The sequence below is a fragment of the Nostoc sp. DedQUE04 genome, from assembly GCF_034530995.1.
Lineage (GTDB): Bacteria > Cyanobacteriota > Cyanobacteriia > Cyanobacteriales > Nostocaceae > Nostoc.
In genome coordinates this window covers 150438-166942 of sequence record NZ_JAVRCA010000001.1, presented here as the reverse complement: position 1 = coordinate 166942, position 16505 = coordinate 150438, and the positions used below count along the sequence as shown (strand labels likewise).

The following is a 16505-nucleotide window of genomic DNA, read 5'->3' as shown; positions in this document are numbered from 1 at the left end:
CTGGGCATGGATAATATAAAGAATAGGTAAAGTGGTTTTCCCCGCTACCTATTAATTGTTATTGCTCATCAGCATTGCCTTTTGAGAATTAGTGATGAAAATTTATAACTATTTTTACGAATTTGTAATTAAATCCCTTAGTTTCACACTTCCTACTTGGGTACAAATATTACGGTGTAACTACGCGATCTTAATGTTACTCCTAGCTCTAAATTTCATCGCTGCTACTCCAGCAATGGCGGCGAATAAGTCTTTTGATTTGCTCAAGCAACCAGCCACAGAAATTACAGTTAGCTTGGGTAATGCGGCTAACGACCTCAAATTTGAGCCAAATCATTTGGAATTTGAGGTTGGTAAACGTTATCAACTACGGCTTAATAATCCCAGCCAACTGAAGCACTATTTTACCGCTAAAGATTTTGCCGATGGCATCTGGACACAAAAAGTTGAAGCAGGCAAAGTAGAAATCAAAGGAGCCATTCACGAACTGGAACTTAAGCCCGGTGCTGAAGCCGAATGGGTATTTGTGCCCTTGAAATCTGGTACTTATGGCTTACGTTGTACAATACCAGGACATACAGAAGCGGGTATGATTGGAGAAATTGCCATCAAAAATTAAAAATAATTGAGATAAATACAACATTTCATGAAATTCTCTGCGTACCTTTGCGCTTAACTTTGCGCCCCTTTGCGTTTAAATTTGAAACCTCAATTCACCACAATTTTAGACTAAACTGTACTAACTCCCATAGTGTTAAATTATAGATATTATTTCTCAATTAATCTAGAGAAAGCATTCATACTTCAGCGTCACAGCCACCAGTAATTATTAATTTCCCATGAACATTTTCAGTAACTTACTTTCTCAAGCGACTCAGCCTGCACCTGCGAAAAAACAGCGCCGAGGAATTGAAATTAAATCGCCGCGTGAAATAGAAATCATGCGGCAATCATCGGCAATTGTCGCAACTGTCCTCAAAGAAATTTCCGAGCTAGTAAAGCCAGGAATGACAACAGCTGATTTGGATGCTTATGCAGAAAAACGCATCCGCGAAATGGGTGCAACACCGAGTTTTAAAGGATATCACGGTTTTCCGGGTTCTATCTGTTCCAGTATTAATAATGAAGCAGTACATGGCATTCCTAGCCCCAAAAAAGTGATTCGCGTCGGGGATGTATTAAAAGTAGATACGGGTGCTTATTACCAAGGCTTTCATGGTGATTCTTGCATTTCAATTGCTGTCGGTGAAGTGACGCAAGAAGCTGCTAAATTAATTCGCGTAGCAGAAGAAGCTTTATATAAAGGCATTGAACAAGTAAAGGCTGGTGTATACCTACTTGACTTAGCTGGAGCAATTGAAGATCATGTGAAATCTAACGGCTTTAGTATAGTTGAAGAGTTTACTGGACACGGTGTCGGTCGTAACCTGCATGAAGAACCTTCAGTATTCAACTATCGTACTCGTGAGATGCCAAATGTTAAACTCCGGGCGGGGATGACGCTGGCAATTGAGCCAATTTTAAACGCGGGTTCCAGACACACACGAACATTATCTGACCGTTGGACAGCAGTCACTATGGATAATTCTTTGTCGGCTCAATTTGAGCATACAGTTTTGGTAACGGAGACTGGTTATGAGATTTTAACTGACCGTTCTAAGCTGTAATTGTTTAGTTGTAATTATCTGTTGTTGAGAGAGGTAAAGCGTCAAAAGAGGGCGATTTATCTCTTTATTTGTTTAACCCAATTTGTAAAATATTCAATAACTGCTATAGCAATCCTATCTAATTTTTCATAAATGATTTAGGACTGCTGATTAGTCCCTGCATAATTAGTTTTGTAAATAGAAAGCATCTCTTTAGCTTGCACAAAGACAGACGTACTTTCTGGAATAGCTTCTAACAAATTAATTGCTTGCCGCCATTTATTTTGTGCTTGCTGCCGACTTAGTCGTGAATGAGGTGAATTTTTAACAACTAAATTAGCTTCTGTTGCTAACTTGTGGGCTAATTCTAAGTTTCCTACAGCTTTATTTTCAATTAGTACTCTTTGACTAATAGATTCATAGTTAATTTGATAGTAAGCTAATTTCTTCTTTGCCCGGTCATAAACTGATGTTTTAGCAGGAATGTTATCTAATAAAATTATTGCTTGATACCATTTAGTTTCTGCTTGTTGCCAGACTTTTAAAGGATGCGGTGGCTTTTGAACCAGAGAAGCAGCCTCCATACCAAGTTTTTGAGCAGATTTAAAGTTAACGATCGCACTTCCTTCTTGAGTTAAACTTAGACTTTGTTCTCTAATTTTCAAACCAGCAAAAGTTAAGATTAATAAACTTGAAGTGATAATCAAAGCTGAACGTATTATTTTTGGTGTTGAAAACTTTGTTAATATTCCTACTTCCTGGCTACTGGTTGCTTCTCTACTACTTTCCTGTTCAATGTTTTTCAGGGCTTGTTCTCCCTGTTGAGTTAAAGTATTACCCCTAATAATTAAAGCAGCAATTTGTTCTTGGAAAGAATCACAATCATTGAGAATATCTGTCAATTCTTGAAATTTTCCCTCACTCGATATAATTAATTCGTGGTCATCGTCTAACCACTCTAAAGCGAAACCAGATTTACCATAAAAAGCTGAGACACCTAATAAAATATTTAATAAGCTACGACTATTTTTAATAGTATCAAAAATATAATTTAATTTTTGCTGTAACTGTAAGAGTTGTGTTTGAGAATCGCCAATTTTTTCAATTTGATGTTTTAAAATATTAGATTTCGCCAAGGCTAAGTCAATTTTTAAGCTGTCATTAAAGGTTTGAAATTCATTAGATATACTTAAATTAAGAATATCAGAATTTAGTTGATTTACTAATTGAATGTCGCTAAGAATATCAGCAGCTATCGCTTGTAAAAAATAACCCCATTCAATCCAATCATCAATTTTTGATTGTAAATCAGTTAATGAAATTTTAGTTTCTGAGTTCCCAAACTTTTCTGCGATCGCTGGATCGACTAATCCCAAATTAGGTATAAATAAAGTAGCTGCTGCGCTCAATGGAGGAAGTGTAGCGATCGCAGAATTCTTAGTGCGCTCGAATCTCAATTCCTGAGCGATTATTTTTTTAATACTCCGTAGCTGTTCCTGAGCATTATTGATTAAGATAATTTGTTCCATAATTTGATTAGAATCACCAATAGTCAGTTTTAAATTTTGAATTAGTGTTGGCAATTTACTAACAAGTATTTCTAGGTTAGCCATAAATACCCCTTGGGGATTTGTCGAAAGTTTATGCAGAACAATTAAAATAGCTTGAGTAATACAACCACGTTTATTGCATCTGAGCATCCTAAACAAGTCACAAATCTTAGGAGCTATAAAATTTATAGTTCCCGGAAATCCTGCTAAAGTAACAATTTCAGTTTAAAAATCCCAGAGAAAGACAAAATTACCCATTCACTAACCTATGAATGAAGTTGATTTAGCATTTACCCCAGCATTAGAGTTGGCGCAATTAATTCGTCGCCGGGAAATATCACCGCTAGAGTTGGTAGAAATATATTTAGAACGGATTGGGCAATTAAATCCTCAATTAGGAAGTTATTTTACAGTGACGGCAGAATTAGCGATCGCAGATGCCAAAGCCAAAACAGAATTATTAACAACTACCTCAGAACTACCGCCATTTTTTGGCGTGCCGATTTCTATTAAAGACCTCAATGCTGTAGCAGGTGTTACCTGTACTTATGGAAATCCGGCATTACTGAACAATATCCCTAACTATGATGATGGTGTTGTAACGCGGATTAAGCAAGCTGGATTTACTATTCTTGGTAAAACAGCCACTTCCGAATTAGGTTCTTTTCCCTACAGCGAACCTATGGGTTTTCCCCCAGCGAGAAATCCGTGGAATTTAGGATACACCCCTGGCGGTTCCAGTGGTGGCGCGGCGGCGGCGGTAGCGGCGGGACTGTGTGCGATCGCTCAAGGTTCTGATGGCGGTGGTTCAATTCGCGGGCCTGCGGCTTGTTGTGGTTTAGTGGGACTTAAACCATCCAGAGGCAGGGTGAGTAAAGCACCCGTAGGCGAACGCCTCGCTGGAATTGCCGTCAACGGGCCGATCGCCCGCACTGTTGCTGATGCTGCTGCCCTTTTAGATGCCATATCTGGTTACATGACAGGCGATCCTTACTGGTTGCCAGATCCCGAACCATCATTTCTCGCCGCTACTCAGACAAAACTCGGTGCTTTGCGAATTGCCTTTGACACTAGCATTTCTCCTTTGGGAGAAGCTGACGTTAACTGTCAGCAAGGTGTTCGCCAAACAGTCCAGTTGTTAGAACAACTCGGCCACCACGTTGAACAAAAATCCCCAGATTTTAGTAGTTTAGTTGAACCATTTCAAATCGTTTGGCAAGCTGGGGTAGCCGCATCGGGACTTCCTGCTGAAGCTTTGCAGCCATTAAATCGCTGGCTATTTGCACGTACAGGTTCCGTTGGAGAATACCTGCAAGCAGTTTCTCAAATGCAGATAGTAGCACGTCAAATTGTGGCGTTTTTCGATACCGTGGATGTGCTGGTATTGCCAGTTTATCTACATTCACCTATCCGCGTTGGGGAATGGGCTTCGCTCAGTCCAGAAGAGACATTCCAAAATATTATTGAGTGGGTTGCCCCTTGTCCGCCTGCGAATGCAACTGGACAACCTGCGATCGCAATTCCTGTCGGCTTTGATAATCAAGGTTTACCCATCAGTGTGCAGCTAATTGGTAAACCTGCCGCTGAAGCCACAATCATCAGCCTAGCAGCACAATTAGAAGCGGCTAATCCTTGGATTCATCATCGTCCAGCCTGGGCAATATCAGGCTAATCATGCAAGCGTCCCTGGAACAACTTTCACAAATTATCGTGTTTGCGGGTTTAAAAACGGCAGAGAAGATCGGTTTACAAGCTTACACTCAGGTACAAGGCTATCGCAAAGGAGAGATTATTCTCCATGAAGGCGATCGTTTACCAGCAAAACTCTACGCTCTTGTCAATGGATCGATTCAAGTTACTAAAACAGCAACAACGGGGAAAGAAACAATTCTTCGTGCCTTAGCTGCTGGAGAAATTTTTGCGGCTCCTGCTTTGTTGGGAAATGGAATTTCTCCGGCAACTGTCACTGCTGAATCTGATTGTGAAATCCTCACTGTAGAGCGAGATGCTTTATTAAAAGCTATTGGCGAAAATCCTGAAATCGCCTTACGAATGCTGATGGTTTTTAACAGTCGGATTCAGCAATTACATCAAACAGTCCACGGATTAGTTTCTGAAAGAGCGATTGTTCGCCTTGCGAGATTAATTCAATATTTTGCTGCTGAATCGGGAACTGAATCTACTTCACAAGGCGAGTGTTTAAAAGTTAAATTATCTTATTATCGGATGGCTCGAAGTAGCGGCATTACTTACGAAGAATGCGTGCGATTAATTAAAAGTCTCAAGTCAGTAATTGCTTATCGTCGGGGTGGGACGATTACGATCCTTGATGTTAAGAAATTGGATGCGATCGCATCTGGAGATATAGATTAGTCGGGGCGCACATCTGTGCGCCACTACACGCGGTAGACAGCAATTCAGACTGCTACAGCTGCTCTATCTTGTTCGCGTGCAGCCACAACTAAAACTAGACATAGAGCTGCGATCGCTTTTTGCCATTCTTGCCGAACTTGCGCGTCTTCGACATCTTCAAACATACCTATCAAGCGGGGAATAGAAGCTTCTAAAGCCGGACGAGGTACTGGACGGTGCAACTCAACTAAATGAGTTAGACTTTCTTGATTATGGAGAAAACCAATTACCCATGTTGTTGTGTGATCGGGACTATCAGGAACCCGCTTGACTCCCAACTCATTTTTTAGCCAGTTGTAAAAAGGTGGTAATTCCTTAGCTAAAACTCCTCCTGCTGTGGGTAAAGTTTCCTTAAGTAAACTGGTATCTAAGCTGTTTAATTCTTGTTGCAATCCAGGTGAATTGAGAACTTCAGTTAAAAGTTGTGATAGTATTTCTTCCAACTGAGTTTCAGAAAAGTTCAAATTTTGAGCAAAAGTTAAAAGTAGCGATCGCATTTTTTTTAGACTCCAAAATTAATTAAGTTTTCGCTGTGACTTTCTCTGAGAGGGTGAGCAAAAATGTCAGGTTTTCTTCAATTTTTCAAGCATCAGATTAGTAGATATCAAAACAAAAACACCAATTCATAAGATTTTCGGATTATGATCTGTAAATAAAAGCTGATAATCTTCCAGGCTGAAAGTTTGCCCGCTGAGATAATTTCTCTGTAGCTATTCGTCTACGAGAATGCAGATACTTTTTACCCGCTGCTGCTAATGCTTCGTGTTCTATAGCTGTTTGAAAATAGAGGATAGGGTTGATCATCTGTGCGACCCTCTGAACTTGTCTTATCCTCAATTTCTCAGTAATTTATGATATTGTCTCTGAGGTAGCTCATAGAAGCAATATTAGTTTGCTTGCCACTCATGCTCAAGGATCGCGTAAAGAAAGTTGTCGTACCATCTGCCTTTGATTAACTCTTTTTCCCGCAGATAACCTTCACGACGCATACGAATTTTTTCTAATACCTTTACAGAAGCAACATTTTCTGCAACACACCAAGACCAGATACGATGCATTCTCAATTCTTCAAAGCCAAACTTTAAAATTGCCTCTGCTGCTTCTGTTGCATAACCTTGTCCCCAATATTGAGTATTTAGTTCATAGCCGATATTTGCTTCCCGCATTTCTGGATGGTTTACACGGATACCACAATTACCAATCAGCCGATTTTCTTCTTTGAGGACAATAGCTAACTGAAACTTAGTTCGGGGTTGCTCTTTTTGCTGATCGATAAATATCTGGATAAACTCGCAAACATCGTTCTGTGTGCGTTGTGTCCAGTAGTTATAACGCAAATACAAAGGATCGGATTGATAGGCAAAAACCGCCTGCAAATCTGTCTTTACAAAATCACGCATTAGCAAGCGGTGTGTTTCTAATATCATGTCTTTTTTTATAGGCAATTTCTACCATATTTATATTAGCCAGTGGAATGATTGGCGTTACTGAATTCAGGTAGAAAAATGCTTTTGCATGATTTCAAAATTTTTGTAAAAACTTTACATAGCAACGTCTTTACACGCAGATTCATAGATTGAATTAGTAACGCCGAATAATTAAGTTGCCCGATCGATTTTTTGCACTTCTTCGTCAGATAATTTCACGTTGATAGCACGCGTTGAGTCTTCAATGCTGGAAACCTTGCTAGCACCAGGAATAGGCAAAATAATGGGCGATTTGGAACGCAACCACGCTAGAACGATATTATACACCGACACGCCTTTTTCTTTAGCTAATTTAGCGATCGCAGAAATATCTTGCAAATCCTGATGGCGACGCCTACCACCAAAGGGACTCCAAGGTAAAAAGGTCAATCCCTGCTGTTCGCAATATTCTAATACGCCGTCATTTTCTGGCTGTCGCTGCCAAGGGCTGTATTGATTTTGCACCGAAACAATATCGACGATATCCCGCGCCCGCTTAATTTGTTCAACGGAAAAGTTAGAAACTCCTACAAACCGAATCAAACCAGCCTCCACTGCTTCTTTAACTGGCGTAAGAGATTCTTCAATGGTGTAATTAGGATCGGGAGAATGGTATTGCCAAACATCGATGGGTTTAGCACTGCCCAAAGCCTCAAAACTGGCTCGAATTGTTTGGCGCAAATGTTCTGGGTTGCCGTTGCTTGTCCAGTTGCCATTGGGACGCATCAACCCGCCCTTAGTTGCTACAATCACTTGGCTAACATCGCCTTTGTAACTACTAAGTGCTTTGTGAATTAGCTGCTCATTGTGGTGCTTATCTGACTCATCTTTGCAGTAAGAATCGGCTGTGTCAATAAATGTAATACCCAAATCCAAAGCCCGATGGATAACTTGGATTGATTCCGATTCAGGAGGACGATTAGCAATTGACATCGGCATACCACCCAAACCAATCGCACTTACAAAGATACCAGTTTTTCCTAGCTGTTTGGTTTCCATGCTTTTAGCTATAGCTTTCTGCCCCAATTATCTATCAGTTAGTTATTCATCAGAAATCCTCCCTAGTACTTAGACTTGAGGATAAGTGAATGTAATTCTTCTTTCTGCTATGTGTGACATACCACATTATTTGACAGATAAACGACGATTTACTCTAACTTATACTTAATAAAGATGATTGACATGAAATTTTTAATTTCATTTTCTAAAAGTCATCTTTGATTGGGTCTTAGAGGTTGTTTGAAAAGTGGTTGGCTGTGATTAAAATTACCCCCCTTAATCCCCCCGATACATTGGGGGAAACCAAAAATCCAGTTCCCTCCCCTTTACAAGGGGAGGGTTAGGGTGGGGTAAAAAATATTTAATACATTAATCATGACTTTTCAAACATCCTCTTAGTGAAATTAATTATTATTGATACTTACCAATATTTATAGCCGTTTGCCATGCTATCAGAGTAGGAATAGTTGCGATCGAGTAAAGTAATATATTAACATTTACGCCCGTCAAACGGACGTAAATATCATTAAGTAATTGTGCTGGCTAAATTATTTCCTCTAAATTTATTAGGAAATTTAGAAATTTAATTAATAGCCCTCTATAGTATAACCAGCAGATTGAACCATCTGTTTAATTGATTCTTCAGAAGCCGCAGCATCTACAGTTACGGTTTTAGTATCAACGTTCACATCTACTTTGGCATCAGATTCCATAGTCAGAATAGATTTAGTTATTTTCTTAGCGCACTCATCACCTTTAATATCGGGAACTTTCAATTTAATTGCCATTACTTACCTCATTACGTAAACTGAAATTTACATTTAATAAATATAATATCTATTTTGAGAGTGAGGGCACATCTTACTTGAGTTAGGGAATTGAGCATCACATAAATAGTAATAACTAATAGTTCTACCTAAATCGTTTTTGACAAACTATTGAAGCAGTCAAACTAAATGAAATGCTAAAATATATAAAGTTATTTATGAAAATCCACTTAGAAACCACTAACTTTTAAAAAGCCTTTTTTAGTTTGTGATGAGGACTCCACAAGACATTCTCCCTACTTTTTTAGGCATTGGTGTTAGAGATAGTTATTTTAGTAAGACTACCCAATCGTATAAGAGTCTATGCGTAATTCACAAAATCTTTTTATCTGTAGTTTTTAATTTATTGTATGCTTCAGATACTTTTGCCCAACATTTGAAGTACATATAGATTCAAAAAACAGCTATCTTGCGGCATAAATATATTGTGGGTTCCCAACAAAAACTTTCAGCGACATAATTATGATACGAGTGTTAGACACTGCTTAATTTGGGTATTTACGCTAGAGACTGCTTCACATTGCGAGTGGGAACGATTCCTGAAATGTACCAGTAGTTGAAATGCGATCGCTAGAAGCAACGAAAAAATTAGCATTTCTCGTTTGATTTATTTTCCAATCTCTATGACGAACTATGACCCTCGAAGTAAAACTCGCTAACGCTTCTCTAGGAGAGGCTACGCCTAGTTTGCTTACACTATCGGTGGCGCAACTCCAGGATGCTGAAGTCATCTTACTCATAAACACAACCTAGTTAACTACAAATACCCACTTTGTCAGTTTGTCTAATTGAGATATGTTTGGTAAATAAAATAAGTAGCCTAGATCATCGGCTGTTATTCCACACTTGACATAAAGCATTGTGAGTGCAAAACGTCTGCCAGAAACCATTGCCCATGTCAGAATTACCCGCCAATCCTGGCAACACGGCTTCCTTGAGGGTGAAGTGAGTGCGGGTGAGTTTGAGTGGCATTTCCAGTGGCATTTTCGTCGAGGAGAACTTGCCGTCAAGCCTTCCCAAGGTCGCGCCTTAATCAAAGAACCTCTCGGTCGATTCTTGGAGCAACAAGACTACCAGCTAGAGCCTGGAGGAGACTATGCTTTTACGATTCGGGCGGAACTTTAAAAGTTTGGAGTTATTCAATTTTGGATTCTGGATTGAAGAAAAAAGTATTCGACTGAGCGTGTGCCGAGCATCTCGACTTCGCTCAATGGAACCGGAGCTAAGGTAAGCCGAAGTCTAAAATCTAAAATTGGCTGGTTGCTGATTCAGTGAGGCGATTTAAGTATCTTTCGATTAAAAGGATGGCAACAATGTCATCTATGGGTCTTGGAGGCTGTCGTAGACCCTGTGGCAATAGCTTGATTAGCCCTTTGGGCGGGAACATTTGCCAATAGCGATCGCGTGCTTCTAAGGTTGTGTAGCGCTCATCTACTAAAATAATACTCAACGGTTCTGTCAATTCTTGATATAATCTCTGTCTCCACTGTTTGGCTGTAGTTTGGTCGCCCATGACCATCAAAGAGATCGGAAACCTTTGGCGCAGTGTCTCAATACTAGCGATCGCCTCTTTTGCTAACACGACTTGATGATAATACAGTTGCCGATCCAGTCCCATCACCCCTAAACCACACTTATCTCGACCTGGATCAAACCCCAAGATGACTGGTTGTGTTGGTGAAAATTCACGGAAATTCATAATTAATTAAAAATTAAAAATGTTCGCATAGTATCTGCTAAATAAAAAATGCAGCTACAGCAATTATTTTGACTGCTGCTCAATATGTTTAAATCTTACTAATAACAGTGTGCAAATAATTTTTTAAGTACTAAAAATAATTTTTCCGTTAACTATTGCCACCAATTTTACTCTCAATGGCCCGGCTGTATAAGTATCCTCTGCTGCGATCGCTTTGATCTCCAAAAGTTGATTATACTGTCTTAATTGGCTGACAAAGCGCAGAAAAGTCCCCTCTACTTGCACATTTTCGACAATTCCGGCATTACGGGCACGAAATTGGGAAGCAGAAATCAGTATTTCTAGCCGCTGCTGTAACTGATAAGATGTCATGGTTTGGGAATCAGCAGTAGTCGTGGCTAACACCGTGCCTCCCGAAAAAACCAGTTGATTCTGGGCTGTATCCGCAAAAAATTCGATCTGCTTTTCTCCCCTGACGTAATTACCAGCAGAAAAAATTCGCACGACGTATTCTTTACCATCGCCAATTTGCTTGCTTAATTGATCGACCCGATCCTGGGTCACGCGCAACAGCTCTAAGTTTGCCGAATTTGCACCAGGTTCGCTTAATTCGAGGTTGGCGTTGCGATTGGCTTCTTGTAAAAGTTGTACCACTGCCTGACGAGCAGCGGCAGGTTGAGTAACACGAATTACAGCAGCGGACAGAACTTGACCGCGAACTAAAGCCAGCTTACCCAAACGCAGGTCGCGGTAGGACTGATAATATTTTTCCAGTCTGGCAACTTCCTGTTCTAGTTCCTCCTGTTGTGCTTCCAATTCTTTGAGGCGCGATTCCCGTTTGGCAATCACTTGCTCTCGTGCTGCAACTTCTACGTTACGCTTTTGAATCAGTTGATCCAGTTGAGCAATTTTTTGATCGCGCGCTTCTATGGCTTCTTGACGGTTAGCAAGTTCGCGATCGCGTTTTTCAATTGCTGTTTTGGCTTCGTCAATGGCTTTTTTCGCTTCTGCATACAGTCTTTGACGTTCTGTTTTCAAGAGTTCAACTGCCGCCTGTAGCTGTTTTCTCTGATTGGAAACGCTTTGCAACTCAGCTATGGCTTTTTGGTACTGAGTTACAACTTGTCCTAGCTGGCCTTGAGTGCGTTGGAGTTGAGTTTGGGTTTGGGCTTGTTGACTAATGGTACGGTTCAGCTGGGCTTGCGTTTCCCTCTGTTTGGCATTCGCCGCCTGCAAAGATTGATTAATTGCCTGCAAGTCTTGTTGTGCCTTTGCTTGGGCAATTCTTGCTTGATTTAGCTCACCCTCTACCTGACTTTTCTGCGTTTCTGCGGTTTTTAGCTGTTCCCGCTTCTGTCTGAGGTCTGTTTGAATATCTTCTAACTCAAAGACTCCTTTTCGCAAACCTTCGTCAGCAGCGAATAAAATCCCTAACGTTGATGCTGAAATCAAACCACCAGTAAAAATTGTTACTAGTACGGCGGTATTTTTTGGACGAAGCTTAAAAAGTGAGAGGCGGGCTTTGCCAACTCGTGTGCCGATGCGATCGCCCACGGTGGCAATTACGCCTCCCAGAATCAAAATTGCTGCGATGAGGATGTATCCGGTGGTCATCTTTAGCTACCGAAATCCTTCCTGATACAGCCTACTACTTTTAAGCATTGTCTGGAAAGAAGTGGAAATTGGCAATAGCTGAAATTATTCAATTTTAGATTTACCTCTAGCTATTAGTGTCATTTTTCAAAATAGAACACGCGCCGATTCCCCTTTCTCCAATTGTTTTTATGTGAACTGTCTACTTAAGGTAACAGGTTTATGCACAGTAATCTTCTTTTTGTGGATAGAAATCATTTTTTTCTCACGCAAATCTCCCAGTAGCCTAGTAACGGTAACACGAGTTGAACCAATTGCCTCTGCGATCGCTTGATGAGATAATTTCAAATCAATTGTGATCCCATCTGCACAAGGAACGCCAAAATCCCGACAAAGAATTAACAAAAAACTCACCAACCTAGAACCCATATCTCGGTGAGCAAGAGTTTCAATCATCATCTCTGTTTGTAAAATGCGCGAAGACAGACCTCGCAGCATTAACATTGATAATTCTGGATTTTCCTTGAGTGCTTGTTCCACTTGTTCAATTGGTGCTGACAGTAATTCCGCAGGCGTAAATGCAACCGCATGGTAAAACCGATCCGACTTATTTCCTGTCAGCAATGACAATACACCAAAAACACTATTTTCCCGCAGCAACGCTACCGTTATTTCCTCTCCTGCCTCGTACACCCTGGAAAGTTTAACAGCACCTTTCAAAAGAAAATAAACTCGTTCGGCAGGATCGCCAGGAAAAAAGATCGTTTTATTGCGTTCAAACGTTTCCACAACTGGCGGAAACGCCCCGGTCGCCATCTGACGAAAAACATTTGCTAGGGCTTTATCTTGTGTCACGATCATCTCCCTTCCCCTACCCAATGCCGGAAAAACAAAAACTGATTACCTAAGAATACACCCGAAAAATGAATAAAGCACCGTCAACCTTTCTGTACTTTCCTATACTCCAACTAATCTCTTCATAACTCTTTGTTTATAATGATACATAATTGTTGATCCTTTCAGCTACTAATTGTTGATAAGTACTTCCAATAGCTATATTCAAAAGGTTTTTTGAAGAACAAATAAAGATATCTTGAGAATATCTTTATAAAAAATCAAGGTTTTTGTCACAGCAAACACCCTTAGCAATATTCATTTTTGTCAAGCCTGTATAAAACAAAGACAAAACGTGCCTCAGATTCTAGTATGCTCCTAATGATCGATCGCATTAACAATTTATATGCTAAATCTGACTGGAAAAAATGCCCTTGTTACAGGTATTGCCAATAACCGCTCGATCGCTTGGGGCATCGCCCAACAACTGCACAAAGCTGGAGCAAACCTGGGTATTACTTACCTGCCGGATGAACGCGGCAAGATGGAGAAAAAAGTCGCGGAGTTGGTAGAACCTCTTAACCCCAGCTTATTTCTTCCCTGTAATGTCCAAGATGAAGACCAAATTAAATCTACCTTTGAGACAATTCGCGAACAGTGGGGAAAGCTAGATATCCTCATCCATTGTCTGGCTTTTGCCAGCAAAGACGATTTAAGTGGAGATTTTAGCCAAACCTCTCGTTCTGGCTTCAACACCGCCTTAGAAATTAGTACTTACTCACTAGTGCAATTAAGTGGTGCAGCGAAACCTTTGATGACAGAGGGAGGTAGTATCGTCACCCTGACATATTTAGGTGGTGTTAGGGCAATCCCCAACTACAACGTTATGGGAATTGCTAAAGCGGGTTTAGAAATGAGTGTGCGTTACCTGGCTGCTGAACTAGGGCCGCAAAATATCCGCGTGAATGCCATCTCCGCAGGCCCCATCCGTACATTGGCATCTTCAGCAGTGGGTGGAATTTTGGATATGATTCATCATGTAGAAGAAGTAGCTCCCCTACGACGCACCGTCACTCAGCTAGAAGTAGGCAACGCTGCGGCTTTCTTGTGTAGTGATTTGTCCAGTGGGATTACCGGACAAATTCTATATGTAGATGCAGGATATGAAATTATGGGAATGTGACGCGATAAAGTTAGGAGTTAGGAGTTATGAGTTATGAATTTTTAACTCCTAACTTCTAACTCCTAACTCTTTTCACTCCCCATGCAAACAACCAATCGCCAAGTTAATTCAAACTACGATCGCCTAACTGAAACTTCTCGGATTGCCACTGTTCACCGCACTACTGGTGAAACTGATGTGCAAGTTACCATCAACCTGGATGGTAGAGGAACTTGCACAGCAGGAACAGGCATTCCGTTTTTGGATCATATGTTGCATCAAATTGCCTCCCACGGGCTGATTGATATAGATGTCCAAGCCAAGGGAGACTGGGAAATTGATGACCATCACACCAACGAAGATGTAGGCATTACTTTAGGGCAAGCTTTCAACCAAGCACTAGGCGACAGAAAAGGCATTGTCCGCTTTGGTAATTTTCTTGCACCACTGGATGAAGCCTTAGTTCAGGTAGCGCTAGACTTTTCTGGACGGCCTCACCTCAGCTACGGCTTGCAAATTCCTACTCAGAGGGTAGGAACATATGACACCCAACTGGTGCGAGAATTTTTTGTGGCTTTGGTGAACCATAGCCAAATGACACTGCACATTCGGCAACTGGATGGTATTAATTCCCATCACATTATTGAAGCGACATTTAAAGCCTTTGCAAGAGCAACACGGCAGGCGGTAGAAATTGACCCCCGACGTGCTGGCTTTATTCCCAGTTCTAAGGGAGTTCTATGACAGGAGTCAAATTGAATATTGGGATTAGGCATTGAGCATTGGGCGAATGGCACTAAGAAAAGATAAAACCCCTGCTAGGGCTGGGTGTTGGGGGTAGGGTGTAGGGTGTAGGGAAAAAGTAAGAAAAGTACAATCCTCGTGCGAACATCAATGAACTTCTTGCTCACTACACCCCACACCCCACACCCCACACCCAAAAGCCTTACGAATAATAGGTTTGCCGTTAACAAGCGTGCCATTCGGCATTGGGCATTGGGCACTTGTACTGAGTTTCGACTGCGCTCAACTATCGCGTAGTCGTAAAGCCTGCGGCATAGCTACGCTTCGGGCGCAGCCTCTTCAAGAGTTGTATTCGGCATTGGGAAAAATCCACCCTTGTCTTCCCAATCCCCACTCACCAGTTTGAGCTAATTGACACACTCGTTTGTGATGGTTATTATCAGCCTACCGGGTAATTTTTAATTAATACCAAGCTGATAAATAGTGATTTAACCGAGATGAAGTCTGTTGCAGATGACCCTAATTCTCAACTTAATACGACAGACACTCCGCCAGTAGTCCTAACTTCTGAGTTGCGAAAAGTCTATCGCACTGGTTTTTGGCTAAATCAAAAAGTCGTATCTCTCAAAAACTGTTCTTTAACGGTTTACAAAGGCGAAACCTTTGGGTTGTTGGGGCCTAATGGCGCTGGTAAAACCACCCTTTTAAAATTGTTGCTGGGAATTATTCATCCTACCTCTGGACGGGGATTATTATTCGATAAGCCAATAGGCGATCGCAGTGTTAAGCAACATATTGGCTATCTGCCAGAAAATCCCTATTTGTATGACTATCTCACTGGTTGGGAGTTTTTACAGCTTGCTGCTGGGTTATTCCAAATTCCCCAAAGTGTCCAACGCCAGCGCATTCCCCAACTATTGGAATTAGTAGGTTTATCCCAAGCTGATGCCCGTAAAAAGCTTTTGCGCCGCTATTCCAAAGGAATGCTCCAGCGTGTTGGTATGGCACAGGCGCTAATTAACGAACCAGATTTGGTTTTTCTAGATGAACCAATGTCTGGTCTCGATCCGGTGGGACGCTACCAAATGCGAGAAATTATTCTGGCGCTCAAAGCTGCTGGTAAGACGATTTTTTTCAACAGCCACGTTCTTAGTGAAGTAGAACAGATTTGCGATCGCATTGCCATCCTCGCTCAAGGTGAACTAATTTGCTCTGGTTCCCTCAATGAACTCTTAGGCATAAATGACACATATCAAGTAAAAGGTCAAGGTGGTGACTGGGAAATTCTCAAAAAATGGATACCCACTCTCATATTTGAGCCTGATGGTTCCTGGCACGGTACATTACAAGATGGTTACTATGATTTTCTTGCCAGTCTTCGTCTTATGGAAGGTAAAATTATCGCCATTAACTTGTCACGTCAATCCCTAGAAGAATTTTTTATTCAACAGATCCAAAGAAAAAACAACCCCTTAAATTAGTCTTGTTGCCAAATAGTAAATTGTCGACTGGCTTGAAGAACAAAACCCAAAATTCTGCCTTTTTGAGTTCTCTTTGCCAACACAATCTACAA

At 41.0% G+C, this 16505-nt stretch carries 17 protein-coding genes; 8 read left to right on the top strand and 9 right to left on the bottom strand.

Annotated features, from left to right (window positions below; all coding sequences use genetic code 11):
• Positions 1-193: 193 nt before the first annotated feature.
• Complete coding sequence (locus tag RM049_RS00735; RefSeq protein WP_322702900.1) at positions 194-619, top strand: plastocyanin/azurin family copper-binding protein; 426 nt, start codon at positions 194-196, stop codon at positions 617-619.
• A gap of 220 nt (positions 620-839) precedes the next feature.
• Positions 840-1667 carry a type I methionyl aminopeptidase gene (gene map, locus RM049_RS00730; protein WP_322671741.1) on the top strand — a complete coding sequence of 276 codons (828 nt, stop codon included), beginning with the start codon at positions 840-842 and terminating at the stop codon, positions 1665-1667.
• A 137-nt stretch (positions 1668-1804) separates the two neighbouring features.
• Here the strand turns inward: map and RM049_RS00725 are convergent, their stop codons facing one another.
• Positions 1805-3259 carry a hypothetical protein gene (locus tag RM049_RS00725; RefSeq protein WP_322702823.1) on the bottom strand — a complete coding sequence of 485 codons (1455 nt, stop codon included), beginning with the start codon at positions 3257-3259 and terminating at the stop codon, positions 1805-1807.
• A gap of 205 nt (positions 3260-3464) precedes the next feature.
• Here RM049_RS00725 and RM049_RS00720 point away from each other — a divergent pair, with 205 nt between their 5' ends.
• Positions 3465-4868 (top strand): amidase, encoded by a 1404-nt coding sequence (locus RM049_RS00720; RefSeq protein ID WP_322702822.1) that lies wholly within the window; start codon positions 3465-3467, stop codon positions 4866-4868.
• Positions 4869-4870: 2 nt separating this feature from the next.
• Positions 4871-5569: a Crp/Fnr family transcriptional regulator gene (locus RM049_RS00715; protein ID WP_322702821.1), complete on the top strand. Its 699-nt coding sequence runs from the start codon at positions 4871-4873 to the stop codon at positions 5567-5569.
• 44 nt (positions 5570-5613) lie between these two features.
• Here the strand turns inward: RM049_RS00715 and RM049_RS00710 are convergent, their stop codons facing one another.
• The 5 genes from RM049_RS00710 to RM049_RS00690 all read right to left on the bottom strand — a co-directional run bounded on the left by RM049_RS00710 (position 5614) and on the right by RM049_RS00690 (position 9640).
• Complete coding sequence (locus tag RM049_RS00710; RefSeq protein ID WP_322702820.1) at positions 5614-6105, bottom strand: hypothetical protein; 492 nt, start codon at positions 6103-6105, stop codon at positions 5614-5616.
• A 390-nt stretch (positions 6106-6495) separates the two neighbouring features.
• On the bottom strand, positions 6496-7035 hold the full coding sequence (locus RM049_RS00705) for a GNAT family protein (RefSeq protein WP_322702819.1): 540 nt from the start codon (positions 7033-7035) through the stop codon (positions 6496-6498).
• Positions 7036-7206: 171 nt separating this feature from the next.
• Positions 7207-8073 (bottom strand): aldo/keto reductase, encoded by an 867-nt coding sequence (locus tag RM049_RS00700; RefSeq protein ID WP_322700224.1) that lies wholly within the window; start codon positions 8071-8073, stop codon positions 7207-7209.
• A gap of 587 nt (positions 8074-8660) precedes the next feature.
• The gene (locus tag RM049_RS00695; protein ID WP_104908368.1) at positions 8661-8861 is read right to left on the bottom strand and encodes a heavy-metal-associated domain-containing protein; all 201 of its coding nucleotides are present in this window, start codon (positions 8859-8861) and stop codon (positions 8661-8663) included.
• 554 nt (positions 8862-9415) lie between these two features.
• The gene (locus RM049_RS00690) at positions 9416-9640 is read right to left on the bottom strand and encodes a hypothetical protein (protein WP_322702818.1); all 225 of its coding nucleotides are present in this window, start codon (positions 9638-9640) and stop codon (positions 9416-9418) included.
• A 121-nt stretch (positions 9641-9761) separates the two neighbouring features.
• On the opposite strand from RM049_RS00690, the gene RM049_RS00685 reads away from it, so the two are divergent.
• On the top strand, positions 9762-10025 hold the full coding sequence (locus tag RM049_RS00685) for a DUF3146 family protein (RefSeq protein ID WP_069070640.1): 264 nt from the start codon (positions 9762-9764) through the stop codon (positions 10023-10025).
• Positions 10026-10146: 121 nt separating this feature from the next.
• On the opposite strand, the gene RM049_RS00680 is transcribed toward RM049_RS00685, so the two are convergent.
• From RM049_RS00680 to ntcA, 3 genes are all read right to left on the bottom strand, one after another.
• Entirely contained in the window at positions 10147-10599 is a 453-nt protein-coding gene (locus RM049_RS00680) for a resolvase (protein WP_322671733.1), read from the bottom strand.
• Between the two features lie 123 nt (positions 10600-10722).
• The gene (locus RM049_RS00675; RefSeq protein ID WP_322702817.1) at positions 10723-12213 is read right to left on the bottom strand and encodes a DUF3084 domain-containing protein; all 1491 of its coding nucleotides are present in this window, start codon (positions 12211-12213) and stop codon (positions 10723-10725) included.
• Between the two features lie 168 nt (positions 12214-12381).
• Entirely contained in the window at positions 12382-13053 is a 672-nt protein-coding gene (gene ntcA, locus RM049_RS00670; RefSeq protein WP_017652326.1) for a global nitrogen regulator NtcA, read from the bottom strand.
• A 379-nt stretch (positions 13054-13432) separates the two neighbouring features.
• On the opposite strand from ntcA, the gene fabI reads away from it, so the two are divergent.
• The 3 genes from fabI (at position 13433) to RM049_RS00655 (ending at position 16413) form a co-directional block, all read left to right on the top strand.
• Complete coding sequence (gene fabI, locus RM049_RS00665; protein WP_322671731.1) at positions 13433-14209, top strand: enoyl-ACP reductase FabI; 777 nt, start codon at positions 13433-13435, stop codon at positions 14207-14209.
• 81 nt (positions 14210-14290) lie between these two features.
• A complete protein-coding gene (gene hisB, locus RM049_RS00660; protein ID WP_322671730.1) occupies positions 14291-14932 on the top strand; it encodes an imidazoleglycerol-phosphate dehydratase HisB in 642 nt (213 codons plus the stop codon).
• Between the two features lie 497 nt (positions 14933-15429).
• On the top strand, positions 15430-16413 hold the full coding sequence (locus tag RM049_RS00655) for an ABC transporter ATP-binding protein (protein ID WP_322702816.1): 984 nt from the start codon (positions 15430-15432) through the stop codon (positions 16411-16413).
• The last annotated feature ends 92 nt before the right edge of the window (positions 16414-16505 follow it).